The 19365-nt window shown below is 61.6% G+C and carries 26 protein-coding genes; 13 read left to right on the top strand and 13 right to left on the bottom strand.

The window, feature by feature from the left end:
- Positions 1-20 precede the first annotated feature (20 nt).
- Positions 21-605 (bottom strand): winged helix-turn-helix domain-containing protein, encoded by a 585-nt coding sequence (locus GTP46_RS14000; protein ID WP_161007434.1) that lies wholly within the window; start codon positions 603-605, stop codon positions 21-23.
- Positions 606-932: 327 nt separating this feature from the next.
- On the opposite strand from GTP46_RS14000, the gene GTP46_RS13995 reads away from it, so the two are divergent.
- Together GTP46_RS13995 and GTP46_RS13990 are read left to right on the top strand one after the other, a co-directional pair.
- Positions 933-1976: an OmpA family protein gene (locus tag GTP46_RS13995; protein ID WP_161007256.1), complete on the top strand. Its 1044-nt coding sequence runs from the start codon at positions 933-935 to the stop codon at positions 1974-1976.
- A 15-nt stretch (positions 1977-1991) separates the two neighbouring features.
- Positions 1992-2825 carry a YihY/virulence factor BrkB family protein gene (locus tag GTP46_RS13990; protein ID WP_161007255.1) on the top strand — a complete coding sequence of 278 codons (834 nt, stop codon included), beginning with the start codon at positions 1992-1994 and terminating at the stop codon, positions 2823-2825.
- Here GTP46_RS13990 and GTP46_RS13985 read toward each other — a convergent pair.
- Positions 2811-3935 (bottom strand): AI-2E family transporter, encoded by a 1125-nt coding sequence (locus GTP46_RS13985; protein WP_161007254.1) that lies wholly within the window; start codon positions 3933-3935, stop codon positions 2811-2813. The two genes, GTP46_RS13990 and GTP46_RS13985, sit on opposite strands and share 15 nt — an antisense overlap.
- A gap of 6 nt (positions 3936-3941) precedes the next feature.
- Complete coding sequence (locus tag GTP46_RS13980; RefSeq protein ID WP_161007253.1) at positions 3942-4256, bottom strand: BON domain-containing protein; 315 nt, start codon at positions 4254-4256, stop codon at positions 3942-3944.
- Between the two features lie 194 nt (positions 4257-4450).
- On the opposite strand from GTP46_RS13980, the gene GTP46_RS13975 reads away from it, so the two are divergent.
- The 3 genes from GTP46_RS13975 to GTP46_RS13965 are packed head-to-tail and all read left to right on the top strand — an operon-like array spanning position 4451 to position 5404.
- Positions 4451-4891 (top strand): outer membrane lipoprotein, encoded by a 441-nt coding sequence (locus GTP46_RS13975; protein ID WP_161007252.1) that lies wholly within the window; start codon positions 4451-4453, stop codon positions 4889-4891.
- Between the two features lie 15 nt (positions 4892-4906).
- The gene (locus GTP46_RS13970) at positions 4907-5059 is read left to right on the top strand and encodes a DUF3309 domain-containing protein (RefSeq protein ID WP_161007251.1); all 153 of its coding nucleotides are present in this window, start codon (positions 4907-4909) and stop codon (positions 5057-5059) included.
- A 15-nt stretch (positions 5060-5074) separates the two neighbouring features.
- Positions 5075-5404 (top strand): hypothetical protein, encoded by a 330-nt coding sequence (locus GTP46_RS13965; protein ID WP_161007250.1) that lies wholly within the window; start codon positions 5075-5077, stop codon positions 5402-5404.
- A 35-nt stretch (positions 5405-5439) separates the two neighbouring features.
- Here the strand turns inward: GTP46_RS13965 and GTP46_RS13960 are convergent, their stop codons facing one another.
- The 6 genes from GTP46_RS13960 to GTP46_RS13935 are packed head-to-tail and all read right to left on the bottom strand — an operon-like array spanning position 5440 to position 8442.
- On the bottom strand, positions 5440-5811 hold the full coding sequence (locus GTP46_RS13960) for a hypothetical protein (RefSeq protein ID WP_161007249.1): 372 nt from the start codon (positions 5809-5811) through the stop codon (positions 5440-5442).
- Positions 5812-5820: 9 nt separating this feature from the next.
- Positions 5821-6204, bottom strand: a complete 384-nt coding sequence (locus GTP46_RS13955; protein ID WP_371869661.1) for a phage holin family protein — start codon at positions 6202-6204, stop codon at positions 5821-5823.
- 6 nt (positions 6205-6210) lie between these two features.
- Positions 6211-6513, bottom strand: a complete 303-nt coding sequence (locus GTP46_RS13950; RefSeq protein ID WP_161007248.1) for an ElaB/YgaM/YqjD family protein — start codon at positions 6511-6513, stop codon at positions 6211-6213.
- 60 nt (positions 6514-6573) lie between these two features.
- Positions 6574-7110 carry a ferritin-like domain-containing protein gene (locus GTP46_RS13945; protein ID WP_161007247.1) on the bottom strand — a complete coding sequence of 179 codons (537 nt, stop codon included), beginning with the start codon at positions 7108-7110 and terminating at the stop codon, positions 6574-6576.
- 24 nt (positions 7111-7134) lie between these two features.
- Positions 7135-8049 (bottom strand): OmpA family protein, encoded by a 915-nt coding sequence (locus tag GTP46_RS13940; RefSeq protein ID WP_229258937.1) that lies wholly within the window; start codon positions 8047-8049, stop codon positions 7135-7137.
- Positions 8050-8064: 15 nt separating this feature from the next.
- Positions 8065-8442, bottom strand: a complete 378-nt coding sequence (locus GTP46_RS13935; RefSeq protein WP_161007246.1) for a DUF4398 domain-containing protein — start codon at positions 8440-8442, stop codon at positions 8065-8067.
- A 125-nt stretch (positions 8443-8567) separates the two neighbouring features.
- On the opposite strand from GTP46_RS13935, the gene GTP46_RS13930 reads away from it, so the two are divergent.
- Together GTP46_RS13930 and GTP46_RS13925 are read left to right on the top strand one after the other, a co-directional pair.
- The gene (locus GTP46_RS13930; protein WP_161007245.1) at positions 8568-10511 is read left to right on the top strand and encodes an AsmA family protein; all 1944 of its coding nucleotides are present in this window, start codon (positions 8568-8570) and stop codon (positions 10509-10511) included.
- A 76-nt stretch (positions 10512-10587) separates the two neighbouring features.
- Positions 10588-10812: a YMGG-like glycine zipper-containing protein gene (locus tag GTP46_RS13925; protein ID WP_161007244.1), complete on the top strand. Its 225-nt coding sequence runs from the start codon at positions 10588-10590 to the stop codon at positions 10810-10812.
- 98 nt (positions 10813-10910) lie between these two features.
- On the opposite strand, the gene GTP46_RS13920 is transcribed toward GTP46_RS13925, so the two are convergent.
- A complete protein-coding gene (locus GTP46_RS13920; protein ID WP_161007243.1) occupies positions 10911-11630 on the bottom strand; it encodes a Crp/Fnr family transcriptional regulator in 720 nt (239 codons plus the stop codon).
- A gap of 110 nt (positions 11631-11740) precedes the next feature.
- Here GTP46_RS13920 and GTP46_RS13915 point away from each other — a divergent pair, with 110 nt between their 5' ends.
- The 5 genes from GTP46_RS13915 (at position 11741) to cls (ending at position 16516) form a co-directional block, all read left to right on the top strand.
- Positions 11741-12316 (top strand): glycine zipper 2TM domain-containing protein, encoded by a 576-nt coding sequence (locus GTP46_RS13915; RefSeq protein ID WP_161007242.1) that lies wholly within the window; start codon positions 11741-11743, stop codon positions 12314-12316.
- A gap of 79 nt (positions 12317-12395) precedes the next feature.
- On the top strand, positions 12396-12542 hold the full coding sequence (locus GTP46_RS13910) for a lmo0937 family membrane protein (protein WP_008446864.1): 147 nt from the start codon (positions 12396-12398) through the stop codon (positions 12540-12542).
- A gap of 80 nt (positions 12543-12622) precedes the next feature.
- The gene (locus tag GTP46_RS13905; RefSeq protein ID WP_161007241.1) at positions 12623-13153 is read left to right on the top strand and encodes a DUF3617 domain-containing protein; all 531 of its coding nucleotides are present in this window, start codon (positions 12623-12625) and stop codon (positions 13151-13153) included.
- A gap of 76 nt (positions 13154-13229) precedes the next feature.
- Complete coding sequence (locus GTP46_RS13900) at positions 13230-15197, top strand: site-specific recombinase (RefSeq protein ID WP_161007240.1); 1968 nt, start codon at positions 13230-13232, stop codon at positions 15195-15197.
- Positions 15194-16516, top strand: a complete 1323-nt coding sequence (cls, locus tag GTP46_RS13895) for a cardiolipin synthase (RefSeq protein WP_161007239.1) — start codon at positions 15194-15196, stop codon at positions 16514-16516. The genes GTP46_RS13900 and cls overlap by 4 nt, the downstream gene beginning before the upstream one ends.
- Here the strand turns inward: cls and GTP46_RS13890 are convergent.
- The 3 genes from GTP46_RS13890 to GTP46_RS13880 are packed head-to-tail and all read right to left on the bottom strand — an operon-like array spanning position 16513 to position 18914.
- Complete coding sequence (locus tag GTP46_RS13890; RefSeq protein WP_161007238.1) at positions 16513-17331, bottom strand: metallophosphoesterase family protein; 819 nt, start codon at positions 17329-17331, stop codon at positions 16513-16515. The genes cls and GTP46_RS13890 overlap by 4 nt on opposite strands.
- Positions 17332-17340: 9 nt before the next feature.
- Complete coding sequence (locus tag GTP46_RS13885; RefSeq protein ID WP_161007237.1) at positions 17341-18231, bottom strand: diacylglycerol/lipid kinase family protein; 891 nt, start codon at positions 18229-18231, stop codon at positions 17341-17343.
- Positions 18232-18236: 5 nt separating this feature from the next.
- Entirely contained in the window at positions 18237-18914 is a 678-nt protein-coding gene (locus tag GTP46_RS13880) for a phosphatase PAP2 family protein (protein ID WP_371869660.1), read from the bottom strand.
- Positions 18915-19089: 175 nt separating this feature from the next.
- Between GTP46_RS13880 and GTP46_RS13875 the strand changes: the two genes are divergently transcribed.
- On the top strand, positions 19090-19320 hold the full coding sequence (locus GTP46_RS13875) for a hypothetical protein (protein WP_090192292.1): 231 nt from the start codon (positions 19090-19092) through the stop codon (positions 19318-19320).
- The last annotated feature ends 45 nt before the right edge of the window (positions 19321-19365 follow it).

Here is a 19365-nt window from a genome sequence, read left to right as displayed (position 1 = left end):
TACCCCTGCGGCACGTGGTTTTATTCAGCTTTTTGCTGCGACATCGGCACGCCGAACAAGGCCGCTACCAACGGATCGCGCATCACCGGGCCGCGGTTGACGCGGATGGCGTAGTGCGTGTCGTCCGCCAGAATGTGGAAGTGGCGGCCATTGCCTGCCATTGCCTGTTCACGCAGGCCTGGACGCTCCTTGCGCGGTGGCGCACCTTCGCGCTTCGGCTGGGCGATGGCGGCGAGGAAGGCCGCGATGCGCTCCGGATCCGGCGTCAGCTGGTACACCGCTTTGCCCAGATAGGTCGCCGTGCCTTCCACGTAGCGCGACAGCTCGATCACGCCGGCTTCGCGCAGGTCGCGGATGTATTTGCGGGCGCCGGAGGGCGAAAACTTGAGGAACCACGCAATTTCATCGGCCAGCATCTCGTGCTGGGTCAATTCCGCGATGAGCTTTTGCATATTTTCGATACGGCGCAGGGTGGCCGAGGTCGAACGCACGCGCTCAATCGACGCCATCGACAAGGCCGGCTTGCGGTCCAGGGGGGCTGGCGTCGAACGCTCCATCAGCGTCAGGCGCGCCGTGGTGGAGTGCATCTCCGTCGAGGCTTTCATCTCGTTCTGGACCAGGGTTTGTTGTTTGCTGACTGCATGCATGGGAACACTCCTTTAAACAATTCGGTATCGCGTTTAGGAAGAGAATGCCCGCTTGCCTCGCCCCAGTCTGTGCGGCAACGAACATTATTGGTGCTTCTATAGCCTTAACGTGGGACAAGGTGCGCGCAAATAAGTTTCAGGAAATGTGATGAATTTGATACAGCACAAACTTAGGTGCGGTAGCGAACGGAAGCCGTGCACCAAGTTGCCTTACCTTCGGTCCAACAGCAGTGCAACAACATTGCTGGCAATGAAATATTTTGATAACAAACCGGGAGTTCACCTGTGAATAAATCCAAGAAAATCGCCCTCGCCGCCGCAGCCCTGTGTGCGTCGTTTTCCGCCCTCGCGCAGGATGCGGTCATCAATCCATCGTGGTACATCCAGCCCAGCGTCAATGGCGTCAAGCCGGACTCTGACTTTGGCGTGGACAAGCGCGGCTACGGCGCCGGCCTCAAGTTCGGCAAGGCCGTGAATGAAAACTGGGACGTGCAAGGCGGCTACACCTACGGCCGCTCGCGTGAAAACGGCCAGCGCTACCAGCAGGACACGCTGGGCGTGGATGGTCTCTACCTGTTCTCGCGCAAAAGCTTCCGTCCCTTCATCCTGCTGGGCGTGGGCGCCGAGCGCGACAAGGCCAACCTGCTGGGTGGCGTCGAGCGCAAGAAAAATTCGCCGTATGTCAGCGCCGGCCTCGGTTTCCAGGCCGACCTGAGCGAGCGCGTTGCGCTGCAGGCCGATATCCGCAATGTGCACGGCTTCATCCGTGGCGATGAATTTCCCAACAGTAAAAGCAATAACTACTATGCCACCGTTGGCCTGAACATCGCCTTCAACGCGCCGCCGCGCGCTGCGCCACCAGCGCCGCCAGCACCGCAGCCTGAAGTAGCGCCGCCGCCGCCACCACCGCCAGCACCGCTGCCACCTCCTCCGCCACCACCGGCGCGCTTCGAGAAAATCACCATGTCGGCCACCAAACTGTTCGCGTTTGACAGCGACAAACTGGCCGCCGATACGCCGAAGCTGGACGAAATCGCCGCTGCACTCAACGCCAATACCGGCATCGACAATGTGGTCATCACCGGCTACACCGACCGTCTGGGCAGCGACAAGTACAACCAGAAACTGTCTGAACGCCGCGCCAATGCGGTCAAGGCTTACCTGGTCAGCAAAGGCGTGGCCGACAGCCGCCTGAAAGCCGAAGGCAAAGGCGAAGCTAATCCTGTGGTCCAGTGCAACAACAAGAAACGCGCCGACCTGATCACCTGCCTCGAACCGAACCGCCGCGTCGAGGTGGAACAGATCACCATCGAGCGCCGCGTGCAGTAACGCGCAGGGCCAGCCATGCTGTCGCTGCTGAAATGCACGGTCTCTGAATGGTTCGAGCACCGTGGCGGCAGCATGGGTGCGGCGCTGGCGTTCTACACCCTGTTTTCGCTGGCGCCGATTTTAGTACTGGTGCTGGCGATCGCCGGCTGGTTCTACGGACCGCAAGCGGCGCAAGGCGAGTTGTTTGCGCAGCTGCGCGGCCTGGTCGGCGCGCAGGGTGCGGAAGCCATCCAGCTGGTGCTGGCCGGCGCCCGCAACAAAGAAGAAGGCCGTCTCGCAACGCTGGTTGCGAGCGGCCTTTTGCTCTTTGGCGCGACGACGGTGTTTGCCGAACTTAAGGCCAGCCTCGACGCCATCTGGCAAGTTCCGCCCCTCACCCACGGCAACTTGTGGGACGTGGTGCGCACACGCCTGCTGTCCTTCGGCATGGTGCTAGTGCTGGCTTTCCTGCTGATGGTGTCGCTGGTGGTGAGCGCAGCGCTGACGCTGCTGGAAAACTACTGGAGCAGTGTGTGGCGCGACGCCGGCATGGCGCTAACGGTGTTGAACGCGCTGATCGGCTTCATCGTGATTGCTGCCTTGTTCGGGGTGATTTTCAAGATGCTGCCGCGCGTGCAGCTGTCGTGGCATGACGTCAGCATCGGCGCGCTCGGTACGGCGGCCTTGTTCACGCTGGGGAAATATGCGATTGGTGCTTACATCGGCAACAGCGGTGTAGCGGGTAGTTACGGCGCGGCTGGCTCGCTGATTGCCTTGCTGCTGTGGGTGTACTACTCGGCGCAGATCTTCTTCCTCGGCGCCGAATTTGCGCGCCAATATGCGTTGCAGCGCGGCTCACTCGCCAAGTAGCTCAGCCACCACTTCCATCCCTTCCACCCGCTCGGCCACCACCTTCACGATCACGATCAGCGGCACGCCCAGCAGCAGTCCCCACACGCCCCATAGCCAGCCCCAGAACAACAGGCTGACAAACACCGCCGCCGCGTTCATGCGGGCGAAGCGGCCGGTCATCCAGGTAGTGACGACGGTGCCGATCAGAGTGGCGATGGCCAGCGAAGCGCCCATCACCAGCAAGCTCATTTGCAGCGATTCGAATTGGAGGAAGGCCACGGTGCCGGTTGCCAGCATGATCAGCAAGGGACCGAAGTATGGCATCAGATGCAGCAGGCCGGCCACGATGGCCCAGGCGCCGGCGTTCTCCAGCCCGATACAGCGCAAGGCCGCCCACATCAGCAGCGCCAATGCGGCGTTGGTGACCAGCAGCATCAGCATGTATTTCTGGATCGAGCTATTGATGTCTTCGAGGATGTGCACCGTGATGCGCTTATTGGTCAGCGACGGCCCGGTCAGCTTGACCAGCTTGCGCTTGAAAGTGTCGCCCGACAGCAGCAAGAAGAACACCAGGAAGATCACCATGGTGGCCTGGCTGAGGAAGCCCATCACACTCATGGAGCCGGCCCAGATCCAGTTCATGACCGGGATGCCGTCCGGCGCCGGCGCTGGCGCAGCGCGCCGTGCCGCACGCTTCTCTTGCGCACCGGCCGTCGCCTGCTGGAGTTCCGTCGCGACGTCCTGAATGCGCTGCAAGGCGCTGGGACCGCCGCTGTGCAAACGCTCGGACAGCAGGCGCGACAATTTGTGCCCTGCGTTGGGCAGTTCATCAACAATAGATTGGAATTCGCCCTGTACTTTATCGACCACCAGCACCGAGCCGCCGAGAATGGCGGCCGTCACCAGCGTGGCGCCGACCATGCGCGGAATGCGCATGCGCTCGAGCCAGCATACGAGCGGGCTCAGCATATAGGTGATAAGGATGCCCAGCACCACCGGCACCAGAAAGTCGCGCGACCACTGCAGCGCATACAGGAACGCCACAGTGGCCAGCACGCCCAGCGCCAGACCGCGCGCGTTGACATGCAAGGGAATGCGCGATGCAATGTCCTCGGCGGGCTGGTTCATGATGGCTTACTTGACGTGGATGTCGTTTTTCACATTGGTCACACCTTTGACACCGCGCGCAATGTTGCCGGCTTTGGCGATGTCTTCAGGCTGGGCCACAAAGCCGCTCAGCTGCACCGTGCCTTTGAAGGTCTCGACGTTAATCTCGGTCGATTTCAGGCTAGGCTCGTTGAAGATGCTGGCTTTGACTTTGGTGGTGATGACGGAATCGTCGACATACTCGCCGGTGCCTTCCTTGGTGTTGGTCGATGCGCAGCCGGTGACGGCGCCCAGCAGCGAAACAGTGAACAGGGCGGTGGCGATTTTATGTGCGATTTTCATGGCGCTTCTCCTTAGTGTTTGACGATTGGGTTGGTCAGCCAGCGAACCAGCCGATGTCGCCATTAAACGCCGAGTTGCGTCGCGCCTCTGTACGGTAGCGTACAAAAACCGCCACTTGCCGCACGGTGCGCAATCGCACAGACTGGATTGCGTGCCCTGCCTATGCTGGCATCACACTTTTCCAGGAGGACATCATGAAACGCTCAACTACGCTTGCCGCCGCGCTGTTTGCCGGCGTGGCTGTTTTGAGCGGCTGCGCCAGCACCAGCCAGCAGCCGCAACAGATCGGCTATATTAGTAACGACAGCTCCAGCTACGGCACCATCGATTCGATCCAGGTCATGCAGGCGCGCGGCAGCTCCGGCGCCGGCGCCATCACCGGTGGCCTGATCGGCGGCTTGCTGGGTAACCAGGTCGGTTCCGGCGGCGGCCGCACGGCAGCAACCGTCGCTGGTGCTGTCGGTGGTGCGATGGTCGGCAACAACGTCGAGAATGCCCGCGACGCCAAGCAGGAATACCAGATCAGCGTGCGCATGGATAACGGTGATTACCGCACCGTGCAGCAGGACAGTGTCTACGATCTGCGCGTGGGCAATCGCGTGCGCCTGATCGATGGCCGTTTGTATCGTTACTAAACCAAGGAGAGCAATATGGGCACCATCATTCTGATTATCCTGGTGCTGGCCTTGATCGGCGCACTGCCGACCTGGCCGCACAGCCGCAACTGGGGCTATGCGCCCAGCGGCATCACCGGCCTGGTCGTGGTTATACTGTTGATTATGCTGCTCACGGGCAGGCTATAACTGCGGGAGACCATCATGATTCGCCAACTCATCATCAGCTCAGCGATGGTGGCGTGCGCGGCACTCCCTGCCGCGCACGCGCAAGACACCACGCCGCCACAAAACGCCGCACTGCAAAAACAGGAAATTGCCAAGGGCGAGCCAGCACGCTGGTCGCAAGCAGACGCCACCAAGGCTGAACGCGAACGCACATTGCGCAAGGAAATCGGCGCTGCACTGGCCGAAGCCAAACAAGCCTGCCAGAAAGGCGCCGCCGCTGACCGCAGCACCTGCCAGAAAGACGCCCAGGCTACCTACCAGCACGATCTCGCCACCATCCCGCAACTGCTGACGCAGTCCCAATAAAGAAAAAGGCCGCTAAACGCGGCCTCTACTGGGCTTTACTCTTCCGGTGGCCGCTTGTTGCGCATCAGCCAGGCCGCGCCTGCACCGGCTGCAACAACCAGTGCAATAGCTGGCTTCACCAAACGCTTGCGCGCAATGAAGGAGCCGATGGTCAAAACATATGGCATCAGCGATTTCAGTGATTTGAAGTTGAGGCCGCTCAGGCCGCCCGGCGTCAACAGCCCGCCGAGACGCGCTTGCGCCAGACCCACCGCGTGCTCCATCGCGCCATGCAGCAGCGCATCCGGTTGCAGCGCCTGCCCTACCAGCGCTTTCGAATGGACTACCTTGATACGATACAGCTCGCCTTCACGGATCAATCTTTCCTTCTCGGCCGCGCGCGCGACCGCTGCTTCCAGCTTGTTCATCGCTTCTCCTTACAGCAGCATGTCACGGTCGGACTTGAGTTCCGCCATGGTCGCCGGCAACGACAGTGTGCCGCTGCGGATCAGTCCGCGTGCGTACAACACCAGCGCTATCGCCAGCAGCAGGAACACGCCAGTAACGATCGGCAGGATCACCCAGCCGATCGCCGCCCATGCCAGGTACACAATCGTAACCGAAGCATAGATCAGCGCAAAACCGCCCAGCAGCATCGCCAACGCAAAAACGACCACCAGCTTGAGCAGGTGGTCGCGCACTTCCGCCAGCTCAAGCGCGGCCAGTTCCAGCCGGTTGAGCAGCAGGCCGAGTGCGTTGCGGACCACGCGGCCCAGCGACGCAATCAAACCCGGTTGGCCATGTTCTTCTTCGTGTGCCACGATAGCTTACTTGCGGCCGATGATCACGCCGATCAGCAGGCCCACGCCGGCTGCCAGGGCAATCGAACGCCATGGGTTTTCCTTGACGTACTCGTCCGCCTGTTTGGCCGCTTCCTTGGTCGCAGCCACCGCGCTGATTTGCGCTTCCTGGGCTTTGGCCAAGGCCGTGTCCAGCGCGCGCATGCCGCGGCCGCGCAGTTCTTCGGCCTTTTCACCGGTCAGCGCGGTGGCGGCGGTGAACAGGGCTTGCGCATCCTTCACCAGGGTTTTCACGTCGTTATTCACGGTACTGATGTTTTGTTCCAGCATGATGAAGCTCCTGTTGTGGTTGTTGGTGTGAAACTGTACCGCAAATAACGCCGCGCCGCCTCAACGGTGCTCGTCAAGCAGATCTCGCATATCGTCAGCGTGTTCTTCTTCCACCGCCATGATCTGGATCAAAAGATGGCGTGTGGTCGGATCGCTATCGCCGATGCGGGCGATCATTTGCCGGTACGATTCAATGGCGACCCGCTCTGCGATCAGATTGGCCCGCACCATCGATTGTACGTCTTCTGACGCATCATACTCGGCATGGCTGCGTGCGAGCAATGTTGCCGGATTGAAATCAGGATCGCCGTTGAGCTGGACGATGCGTTCAGCCAGCCAGTCGGCGTGCTCCTGTTCCTGTTGCGCGTGCTCAAGGAACTCGGCCTTGATGCCGGCGTTGTCGCGGCCGGCCACCGTGTAGTAGTGGCGCTTGTAGCGCATGACGCACACCAGTTCGGTGGCCAGCGCGTCGTTCAGCATGCTGATGACGGCTTCCCGGTCACCCTGGTAGCCGGCGGTAACGGGACCGTCCTGCAGGTTGCGGGCGGCCGCGCGGATGGCGTCGACATCGATGCCGGATGGGGTAGATTCAGCCATGGGTCAGTCCTTCCTTTTCAAAAATTAACGGCGGTTGGCGATCGGTGCGCCGTTTTGCGACAGCACGATTTCCACCCGGCGATTCAGTTGGCGGCTGCCGGCGTCGGCATTGCTGGCCACGGGATAAGCTTCGCCATAGCCACGCGTGCCGATCTTGCCGCTTGGGACACCCAGCCCGATCAGCGCAGCACGCACCGATTCAGCGCGGCGTTGCGACAGTTCAAGGTTGTGCGCCGAGGTGCCGGTGCTATCGGTAAATCCTTCGACCAGCACCACGCTTTGTGGTTCCTGCATCAGCACGTCGGCCAGTTTTTGCGCGGTGCGCATGCCTTCGGCACTCAGCTCGGCGCGGTCAACGTTGAACAGCACATCGCTCAGCGTGATGATGATGCCGCGATCAGTTTGCTTGGCCTGCAGGTCAGCCAGTTGCTGCTGCAGGGCGGCATTCTTGGCCGCTTCATCACGCGCCGAATTGGCGGCGGCGTCGGCTTGGGCGCGTGCGGCGTCGGCGTCGGCCTTGGCTTGCTCGGCTTGCGATTTGGCGCGGTCGGCGCTCATGCGGGCCTGCTCGGCTTCGGCGGTGCGGGCTTGCAGGCGGATTTCATCGCGCTGGCGGCCGGCGTTGGCCACGTCAGCCTCAGCCTGCTTGGCGCGGGCGGCTTCCTGCGCAGTGGCGATCTTCTGCTTGGCGATGTAGGCCAGCTTGTCGATCTCATTCAGGCTTTCTTTTTTGGCGGCCGCAGCGTTGGCACGGTCCAGTGCATCGGAGGCGGCCTTGAATTCCAGTGGTGCGTTAGCAGCAACTGATGGATTATTTTGCGCCGCCATGAAGTCGCCGCGCGCCTGATCCAGCTGGCTGGTGGTGGTGGGCGTGGTGCTGCACGCGGCAAACATCACGGACATGGCAAATACGCTAGGCAGCAGGATGAGTTTTTTCATGATCGACTCCTTGTTTTATTGTTGGCTGGTGGCGTTGGCGCGCTGCAGTTCTTCACGCAGCAGGCGGATGTTTTGTTGCAGCTCGTCGGCAGCGCTGGTGGCCTTGGCCGAGTTGGCCTTGCTCTGCGCCAGCTGGGCGTCAGCCTGCGCTTGCGTGGCGAGGTCTTGCGCCGTTTTGTAATCCTTGGCGGCCAGCGCCTGGTTGGCGCGCATCAGCTTGTCACGTGCCGATTGCATTTCCACTGGCGCCAGATCGGCCGCGCCTGCACTGGTGGCAGCAGCGACTGCTTCACGCGAGACCGCGACATCAGCGGTGGCAGGGGTTTTGTCGCTGGCGCAGGCGCTCAGGCCCAGCACCAGTGCGATGCCGCACAGCTTGGTTACATGGTTCATTATTTTTCTCCTCAAGATGGTTGGGATAACCGTAGTTATATGCTGATGGCGAAACAGCATCAGTACGGTGACGCACCAAACCGGGAGTGTGTAAAATGATGCAACTATAAAAACCAAGGCCCATCATGCCCCTGTCCCGTCGTTCCCGTATCGCCCTTGCCGCCGGCGTTCCTGTGCTGGCTGTCGTCGTCGCACTCAATAGCGTCGATTGGAACAAGGCGCGTCCGTGGCTTAACGACAAGATCAGCACGGCAATCGACCGGCCGTTTGAGATTCGCGGCGAGGTATCGCTGGCGTGGCAGCGGCAAGGCCATTGGCTACCGTTGCCGCACCTGGTGGCGCGCGATGTTCACGTCGGCAATCCACGCGGCATGCAGGCGCCATCGGAAATGGTCAGCGTCGATCAGTTTGCGTTTGCGATTGAACTGCTGCCGCTGCTGCGCCAGCGCATCGAGATTCCCGAGCTGCGCTTCACCAATCCCGCCCTGCTGCTGCAACGCGACGCCGACGGCAAGAACAACTGGACCTTCAAGCGCGATGACAAACCGTCGGCGTGGACGCTCGACGTCCACAGCATCGTCTTCACCAAAGGCTCGGTGCGCTACATTGATGCGCTGACGCACATGGACGCCACCGCCAAGGTCGATACCATCAGCGACGCCCGCTACGGCGTGGCCTGGCAGTTGCGCGGCAAGTGGAACCAGCAGGATGTGAGCGGCAGCGGCAAGGCTGGCGCAGTGCTGTCCTTGCAGCAGCAAAACGCGCCCTTCCCGCTCGCGGCCGACCTCAACATCGGCGGCACCAGCATCAGCTTTGAAGGCACGCTGACCAAGCCTGCCTCGCTGGCGGCGCTCGACGTGCAGCTCAAACTGTCCGGCCCCAGCATGGCGCGCCTGTACGGCCTGACCGGCGTGCTGCTGCCGGAAACGCCGCCGTTCGCCACTGCCGGCCACCTCACCGGCAATCTCGGCGCCAATGCCAGCCACTGGATTTACGATCAGTTCACCGGCACGGTCGGCCGCAGCGATATCGGCGGCAAGCTCGATTTCAAGACCGGCGCGCCACGCCCGGTGCTGAGCGGCACGGTGCAGTCGAAGCTGCTGCAAGTGGCCGACCTCGGGCCGCTGATCGGTGCCGACTCCAATGCCAGCAAGGAAGCGCGCGGCGCAGATACTACCCAGCCGGGCAACAAAGTACTGCCAGTGGAACAGTTCCGTACTGAACACTGGACCGCCATCGATGCCGATGTCAATTTCAAAGCCAAACAAATCACGCGCAACAAGGACCTGCCGATCCAGAATCTGGAAACGCAAATCCACCTGAAGGATGGCGTGCTGGCGCTGACGCCTTTGGACTTCGACATCGCCGGCGGCCGCTTCACGTCCACCGTCAAGCTGGACGGCAGCGGCCAGGTCGATCCACACGCCATCCGCGCCGAACTCAAGGCCGGCGCGCGCAAGCTGCAACTGCGGCAGCTGTTCCCCGGCATTGAGGGCATGCAGGCCACGGTGGGAGAAGTCAACGCGGACGTGAGGCTGACGGCCGCCGGCAATTCGGTGGCCAGTCTGCTGGGCGCGTCCAACGGCGAATTGACAGGCGTGGTCAGCCAGGGCAGCGTCAGCAAGCTGCTGCTGGAGGCGATGGGCCTCAACATCGGCAGCGTGGTGCTGACCAAGCTGGTAGGCGACAAGCAGGTCAAGCTGAATTGCATGGTGACTGATTTTGCTGTCACCAACGGCGTGATGAAATCGCGCCTGTTCGTGGTCGATACCTCCGAGGCGCGCATTGATATCGGCGGCACGGTCAACCTCGGCAACGAAAAACTGGACCTGACGCTGCGGCCCGACGCCAAAAGCATGCGCGTGATTTCGCTGCGGGCGCCGATTTATGTGCGCGGCACCTTCAAGGAGCCGGATCTCAGCGTGGACAAGGGTACGCTGGCCTTGCGCGCCGGCGGCGCACTGGCGCTGGCGGTGGTGGCGCCGGTGGCGGCGATCGTGCCGCTGGTCAGCACCGCGCCCGGCGTAAGCTCCGAGTGTAAAGCCTTGATGGCGCAGATACGCCACTAGCGTGCGGTGTCGAACGGAAGCGAGCGGTGCGTTTGCTTATCCTTGTGACCAGCATCTACAACACAAGGAGCAGATCATGAATAACGTCAAACGTATTGCAGCAACTGCCGCCATTGTGACGGCAACCTTGGGCCTGAGTGCTTGCGCCAATATGTCGGGGCAAGACAAAAACACCGCCATCGGCGCGGGCGTCGGCGCAGTGGCCGGCTCGGTATTGACCGGCGGTAGCCCAATCGGCACCGTGGGCGGCGCAGCAGTGGGTGGTGTCATTGGTAATCAAGTGCAGAAGCCACCGCGTTAAAACCCGATATCACTGCGTCATTCCCGCGCAGGCGGGAATCCATGCTGAGCGTGCAGTCCAGCGCTCTATGGATTCCCGCTTTCGCGGGAATGACACGTTTACTTCTCCTTGAACAAATCGTAGCAGTGGCAGGAGGCCGCTTCCAGACCGGTCGCGTCGAGAATTTCGATATTGCCGCGGCTGTAGGTGATCAGCTTTTGCAGCTGCAGCGCACTGGCCGCCTTGGTGACACCGACGCGGCGCACGCCCAACGCATGGGCCAGGAACTCGTGCGTCAGGTGGAATTTATCGGACTGCAAACGGTCGCGCGTGATGAGCAGCGAACGCGCCAGCCGCGCTTCCAGCACGTGGAAGCGGCTGCACACGGCAATCTGGATTGCTTGCGCCAGCATGATGTCGGTGTAGCGATGCAGCAGCCGCTGCAAGGCTTCCATGCGATGGAACTCGGTGACGAAGTCGCCAATGTCCATACGATACGCACGGCCCGAGCGCTGCACCACGGCGCGCACTTGCGCCTGTTCGCTCCCCAGCACCGCCGACGCCCCCAGCATGCCTTCGCGGCCCAGCGCGCCAACCTCCAGCGTCATGCGGCCTTGCGCCACGCCGAGCAAGGAGACCAGGCAATCAATGGGAAAGTACACGTAGCGCATCTGCTGCCCTGCTTCCGACAATAGCTGGCCGTTTTCGACCCGCACAATCTCGCATCTTGCCGCCAGCTGCTGCTGGTCCTCGTCCGACAGGCTGGCCAGCAAGCGATTGTTCGCCAGCCGGGAGGGCATGCGGTCTTCATCGGTGGCGTTAAAGGTCGAGGTATGCATGCTTGCAGATTAAAGGCAATTATTTGCACTGTATGTACGGTGACGCACGGAAGGATTAGATGTCCTTGAGGAAAATATGCGCTTCAACAAATAACCAAGGACACCCCAACATGGACACCCCAAACAAACCAGCTACCCATCCGATCATGGTCATCGCCGCCGTGGCGGTGGTGCTGTTCTGCGGCGTCGGTAGCGCAGCGATCCTGGGATGGCTGCCGAACTCCAACGCCACCGTGCCGGCCCAAGTGAGCGGCCTGCCGCCAGCGCCGGAGCAAGCACCTAAGTCCGCCTACAACGATGCAGCGCTGCCGCAGGGCCAGCAGCAGGAACAGGAAGCGCGCCAGGCTCCATGCAGCAACTGCGGCGTGGTGGAATCGGTGCGTGCGATTGAACACCGTCCCAAAGGCAGCGGCGTCGGCGCAGTGGGCGGCGCGGTGCTGGGCGGCTTGCTGGGCAACCAGGTCGGTAGCGGCCACGGCCGCCAGCTGGCCACGGTGGCCGGTGCGGTCGGCGGCGCAGTGGCCGGCAACCAGATCGAAGGCAATATGAAAACCACCCAAAGCTGGGACGTCGTGGTCCGCATGGACAACGGCACCAAGCGCACCTTCCACAACGCGCAGCAGCCATCGTGGCGCTCGGGCGACTCGGTGCGCGTGGTGAATGGCCAGCTGCGTTCGATGGACTAAGCCCACTAGGTACGCCAGCGTACAGAAACAAATACGGTGCGTACCGATAATCATCCCAACACAACCCGAGGAGATAATCATGCTTTACACCATCGCTGTCGTTCTGCTCATCCTGTGGCTGCTGGGCCTCGTTACTTCCTACACCATCGGCGGTTTCATCCACATCCTGCTGGTGGTCGCCATCATCATGGTGCTGCTGCGCCTGATTAGCGGACGCGGCGTGTAGCCATCTCCGCAGCCTGCCGAAACGGCGCCTCCACTGTGAGGCGCCGTTTTCGTTTATGCTTGTCGTTTTGGGGAGGACTTATGAAACGTCTAGTGCTTACCTTGGCAATGTTGGCGGCAGTTCAAGCCTCTGCGCAAACCATCAAACCAGGCCTGTGGGAAATGACCAGCAAGGTCAAGACCGGCAACGCCCAGCAAGACCAGGCCATGAGCGCGGCTGCCGCCCAGTTCGCCGCCATGCCGCCCGAGCAACGCGCACAGATCGAGGCGATGATGGCCAAGAACGGCATCTCCATGCCCAAGGTTGGCGGCGACGGCGGCATCACCCTCACCGCTTGCGTGACGCCGGAAATGGCCGCGCGCAAGGAACTGCCGATGAATCAGAAAGGCAAGTGCAGCTCCAAGCAGGAGCCGGTGTCGGGCGGCATGAATGTGTCGTTCACCTGCACCGATCCAGCCTCCAGCGGCAACGGCCAGCTGCGCTTCGACGGCGACAATGCCTACACCATGACCATGCATGTCACCAATGCCGCTGGCGCCGGCCCGCGCTCGGCGGACGTCGAGTCGAAAGGCCGCTGGCTGAGCGCCACCTGCCCGGCCAAGCCGATGTAAGGTCTTGATTTCACGAGGAAATCGCTATGTACGATAGCGTACATACAGCAGCCCGTCATGCCGTTATACTGGCGCGATGCTAGAAATCCTCGAAAAAATCAATGCGGACAGTAGCGATATCGGCCTGCTGGTCGAACTGTTCGGCACCCTCCGTCCCCACCGCGCCAGCGATGGCGCGCGGGCTACTGCCAACGTCCGCACCCTGTGCCAGCTGTTGAAGGGCAATCCGCAACATGCACTGGCGCTGCGCCAGTACGTGCGCAACATCATCGCCGCGCGCCGCCACGCCAGCCTATACACCGAAATCGGTGTGCTGTCGAACGACGGCTTTTTCTCCGAACTGCGCACCCGCATCGCCTACCGCATCCTGCCGCCGGCGCTGGGCAACGACTACCTGAGCGACGCGCTGGACCAGATCGTCTACAAGCGCACCGATTACATCTGGATGACCACCGTGCCGGCGGAAGACTGGCTGGCCTTGCTGGACGTGGTGCAGCACGCCGCGCCGGATGGCGGCAACCTGATGCTGCCCGGCCTGCTCGACGCCATCCGCACCCTGTCCTACCGCGTGTGCGCCATCGGCCTTGAGCCACGCCTGACCAATTTCCATACCGAGATGGAGACCTACGAATCACCGTTCATGGTGCAGAACTTCGAGGTCAACGCTTATCTCGACGCCTACCAGCGCAAGCTGGCCGGCGAAGACGTCACGCTGGAAGACACGCGCCACCTGCTGGTGATGCTGGACCAGTGCGACGCCGTCGTCGCCAAAATCCGCAAGAAGGCACTGAGCCAGGGCACCACCGTTGCCCTCACCTATCTGCTGGTGTCGCTAACGCAAAGCCTGAACCGCATGCGCAAGCTGCTGTTCCTGGTCGATGAGCAGCATGACGACGCGCGCCGCAACGCCGCCGTGGCGCTGGGACTGGAGCTGGTTGAAGCGCACAACAACAAGTACAAGGTGACCGATCTGCTGCGCGATAACGTCGACCTGCTGGCCCGTAACATCACCGAGAACGCCAGCCACACCGGCGAGCACTATGTGGCCGACAACCGCAAACAGCTGGGCGGCATGTTCGTGCAAGCGGCGGGCGCCGGGCTGGTGATCGGCTTCATGGCGCTGTTTAAAATTTTGATGTCCTACCTGCGCGCGGCGCCGCTGGTGGAAGCCTTCCTGTTCAGCATGAACTACTCGCTGGGCTTCATGTTTATCCACTTGCTGCACTTCACGGTGGCGACCAAGCAGCCGGCCATGACTGCTTCGCGCATCGCCTCCGGCCTGCACTCCAAGGATGGCCGCAACATCGATATCGACAGCATGGCCGAGCTGTGCGCCAAGGTGATCCGCACGCAGATCATGGCGGTGCTGGGCAACCTGGCGGTGGCGATCCCAACTGCGTACGCCATCGCGCTGGCATGGCCGCATATCACCGGTCACCATCTGGTGTCGCCGGACAAGGCCATGCACCTGCTGCACGATATCGACCCTATCCATGCACCGACCTTGATCTATGCAGCGATTGCCGGCATCTGCCTGTTCGTGGCTGGCCTGATCTCGGGCTACTACGACAACAAGGCGCTGTACACGCGCTGGGCGCAGCGCATCTCGCAACTGCGCGGCCTGCGCTGGCTGCTGGGACAAGAGCGGCTGGACCGCCTCGGCGTCTACATGGAAAACAATCTCGGCGGGCTGATGGGGAATTTCTTCTTCGGTATTTTGCTGGGCGTGATGCCGTTCATCGGCTTCGTGCTGGGCATTCCGCTGGACATCCGCCACGTCACCTTCTCCTCCGCCAACTTTGCGACAGCTATTGTTGGACTCGATCACAATGTCAGCTGGGAACTGGTTGTGACTTCGGTGGCAGGTTTCCTGTCCATCGGCATGGTCAATCTGCTGGTAAGTTTTGGGCTGGCGCTGTGGGTGGCACTGCGTTCGCGCCAGGTGCGTTTCAATCACGGCTGGCAACTACTGAAGGCTTTGGGACGCCGCTTCCTTGAAGCGCCCGTTGCCTTCTTCTTTGGAGCGAAGGAAGAACAACTATGAAATCCACGCGCATACGCTGCTGGCTGCCCTTGTTATTAATGTGCTGGGGATTGCTGGGCGCATGCGCGTCGTTACCGGATGTGCAGGACTTGAGCGCCAAGGTGACGCCAGCCGCCACCACCAGCAAGCTCAACAAACGCTGGCCCACCGCCGCGCAGGAAGAGGCCGCCACTGGCCAGCCTCTCATCGCCGGCAATAAAGTCACGCTGCTGTTCGACGGCCCGCAAACGTTGTCGGAAATGCTGAAGGCGATTGCCGGTGCACGCAACAACATCAACTTCGAAACCTACATCTTCGACCAGGATGAACTGGGCCTGAAGTTTGCCGATGCGCTGATCGAGAAGCAGCAGCAAGGTGTGACCGTCAACATCTTGTATGACAGCGTCGGTACCATCGGTGTGCCGGCCGAGTTCTTCAAGCGCATGCGCGATGCCGGCATCCGCCTGATCGAATTCAATCCGGTGAACCCAGCCAAGGTTGGCGGGGACGACTGGAAACTCAATAACCGCGACCATCGCAAGGTGTTGATTGTGGACGGCAAGGTGGCATTCACGGGCGGCATCAACATCAGCGCCACCTACGCGAAGAGTTCGCTGTTCCGCTCGGGCTCCAAGCCGACCGACAAATCGCAGGTAGGCTGGCGCGATACCCACGTCAAGATCGAAGGACCAGCGGTGCGCGCCATGCAGTGGCTGTTCGTGCGCCAGTGGATGGGGCAGGACAAGCTCGAACTGCCGGAAGCCGAGTACTTCCCTACGCCGGTGATCGCCGGCGACAAGGCGGTGCGCGTGCTGGGCAGCGAACCCGGCGGACAGTTTGAAATCTACAAGGCTTACGCGCTGGCGATACAGGAAGCGCAGAAATCCATCCACATCACCGCCGCCTACTTCGTGCCGGACCGGCAGACCGTGGATGCGCTGATTGCGGCGGCCAAGCGCGGCGTGGATGTGAAGATCGTGCTGCCAGGCGTGTCGGATAGCGGGCTGGTGTTCTATGCCGGCCATGCGTTCTATGATGACTTGCTGGCGGCGGGTGTGCACATCTACCAGCTCAAGCTGGCCGTGCTGCACGCCAAGACTGCCGTCATTGACGGTACCTGGTCAACGGTGGGTTCAACCAATATCGACATGCGCAGCTTCCTGCACAACAGCGAGGTCAACGTAATCGTCATGGGTACGGCCTTTGGCGGCGAAATGGAGCGCGCGTTTCAGGAAGACATACGCGACTCCACGCCCATCACGCTGGAGCAGTGGCGCGACCGCTCGGTGTTCCAGCGCATGAAGGAATGGACCGCGCGGCTGATGAATTACTGGCTTTAAGCCTCCGCCGCCAGCGACCACACGTCGCCGCTGCGGCGGAAGTATTCGGTGTGCACGGATTCAAAGCTGCCCGTGCCTTCGATCCAGCTGTAGCGCTCCACCTGCACATCATCCGGCGCCACCCGCAGCACATTGAAGGAGTTGGATTCGCCGCGCCCGCGCGTGGAGGTGGCGGTGCCGGCTTGCACCGCCAGCGCCGCGTAGCCGCTGATCTTGTAGCGCTGCGCGCTGCTGCCCGCATGGCTGGCGTGCAGGTGGCCGGCCAGCAGCACGTCGACGCCGCATTCGGCAAACGCCTGCATCGCCATCGGCGCGCGGTCGACCAGGTCATCCGGATCGTAATGCTCCGGCAAATCGAAAGGATGGTGGGTGACGATGATGCGCGTATGGTCAGGTCCCACCGCCTGCATGCGCTGGCGCACCTGTGCCAGCTGCTCCTGGTTGACGCGGCCATCTTTAAACGTCAGCGAGCGTGCGGTGTTGATGCCGAGGATGGCGATCTCCTCGTCCACATATTCCGGCGCCAGGTCCAATGTAACGTAGCGCGTGTACTTGCGCAGCGGTGCCAGAAAGCGGCTGGCGACGTTGTACAGCGGGATGTCGTGATTACCCGGCACCACGATCTGTGGCCCCGGCAAGGTGTCGAGGAAAGCGCGCGCGGCCTGGAATTCTTCGGTCTTGGCGCGCTGGGTCAGGTCGCCGGAGACCACCACCACGTCCGGCGCCAGCCCGGCCACCCGCTGCTGCAAGGGCCGCAGCAAATCCAGATCGACGCGACCGAAATGCAGATCGGATAAGTGGACGATGGTGCGCATGCTCCCCTCCTAGGCGGCCGGCACAATCACCGTCAGCGCCGCTGCCCTTGAACGATAGCACAACGGCGGGCTCATCAGCGTGACTTCGCCATCGGTCGCCACACGCAGGCGCTGGTGGCGGGTCTCGATTACCAGCGATGGCGCCGACAGCACATCAAAATCGCGCGCCGCTTTCAGGCGGCCGAACAGCGCGTGCGCGGCATAGCGCAGCAGGCCGAGGCGGGTCGGTTTCTGCGCCACGTACAGGCACAGCTGGCCGCTGTCGAGCCGTTCGCGCGCGCCCAGCGTCAGGCCCTGCAGATATTCATTGTTGCCGATGAAGACGAAGGGAGTGCGCCGCAAATGCTCTTCGCCGTTGATCTTGAGCCGCACGTTGAGGAAGGGAAAACGCCGCAAGGCCGTGACCAGCGCCCAGCCGAATGCGGGCCATTTGCTGCGTCCAAGATGACGTTGCTGCTGCTCACGGTCACGCACGATGTCCGGGTAGATGCCGAGGCTGGAGTTGTTGAGGAAGATGCGGCCGTTGATCTCGCCCACGTCCACCTTGGCCGCCGCGCCGTGCACCGCGTTGGCAACGGCTTCGTCCAGCTCCAGCGGAATCTTCAGGTCTTTGGCAAAGTGATTCAGCGTGCCCAGCGGCAGCACCCCCAGCCGCACCGGCGTGCCCGCCAGCACCGACGCCACCGCGTTGATGGTGCCGTCACCGCCGCCGGCCACCACCGTGGCAACACCTTCAGCCACAGCACGCTCAGCGCGGGCGATCATCTCGTCGCCGCTTTGCGCCAGCGTGATATCGGCCTCCACACCTTGGGCGCGGAACTTCTCGGCTAACGCAGCTTGCCAGCCACCACAGTAGCCCAAGCCTGCCTTTGCATTCACAATGACGATGATTTTATCCATACGATTTATACTGTTTTGAGTTCACGGCGACGGCGCAAGGTGGAGATGGCGGTAATGCACACGGCCAGCCACGCCACACTCTCGGCCATCGCAGCCAGCACATCGCTGACATAGTGTGCGCCCAGATAGACGCGGCTAAACGCCACCAACAATATCATCGCCAGGCATAACGCGACTGTTGCCACGCGCACGTTCCACGCCGGCCGGACGATGACCAGATAGCTGGCCAGCAGGCCGTAGAAACACGTCGCCGCCGTGGTGTGGCCGCTGGGGAAGCTGTAGGTCGCCAGCGTTACCAGCGGATCCTCAAACGCCGGCCGCGCGCGCTGGAACACATGCTTGAGCGCCACGTTCAACACCATTCCGCCCGGCACCGAGAACACCAACGCCAATAGCCAGTAGTAAGCCCGCTGGCGCCACAGCCATACCGCCAGCAAGCAAAACAGCAGCACCATGCCGGCCACCGAGTGCACGGCCGACACGCCAAGCATCAAGCTGGTCAGCGGCTCGGCCGCATGCATGTTGAACCAGTGCGCCACCTGCACGTCCAACAGCGTGATGGCCTCCTGCCCCATCACCGCCTCGGCCAGTTCATGAAAAACATAGCCCGACGCCAGCAGCAATACCATGCCGACGGTCAGGTGCAGGCCGAATTCCCCGCCCGGAGACAGTCTTGCCTCCACGAAACTACGCAATTTGCTGAAAATTTGGTGCTCCTAAGCGGTCCGCCGATGAAGTTGGCGTAAAAACTACGAAATGGCAAATTTACTGTTTATTTGCACAGTACCTGTTTATTCATACAGTAGTTATGCTATTCTGAACTCCTCGTTAAACACATCACCAACTTAAGGAATTCACATGAGCACTCTGAACAGCAGCTATGGTTCCCGTTTCGGTCTGGAATACCTGCCAACCTCTTTCATGGTTCGCATGGGCAAACGCGAAATGATGGTGTGCCGCGACTTCCGCAAGCGCTTCTATGCCGTCAACCCAATTATGGAATGCGACACCGGCGTGCAAGCTGGCCATCTGGAAGTGCTGCTGTTCCGCCGCTGGTTGCTGATCCTGTCGAAATCGAAGGCTCATTAATGGTTGCCGGTGCCAGTTGCCCATCCCAGTCGCATGACAGGCCGG

Source organism: Duganella flavida (assembly GCF_009857445.1).
Classification (GTDB): domain Bacteria; phylum Pseudomonadota; class Gammaproteobacteria; order Burkholderiales; family Burkholderiaceae_D; genus Rugamonas; species Rugamonas flavida.
Note: the sequence above shows the minus strand (reverse complement) of the source record. Positions and strands in the feature narration are given on the sequence as shown.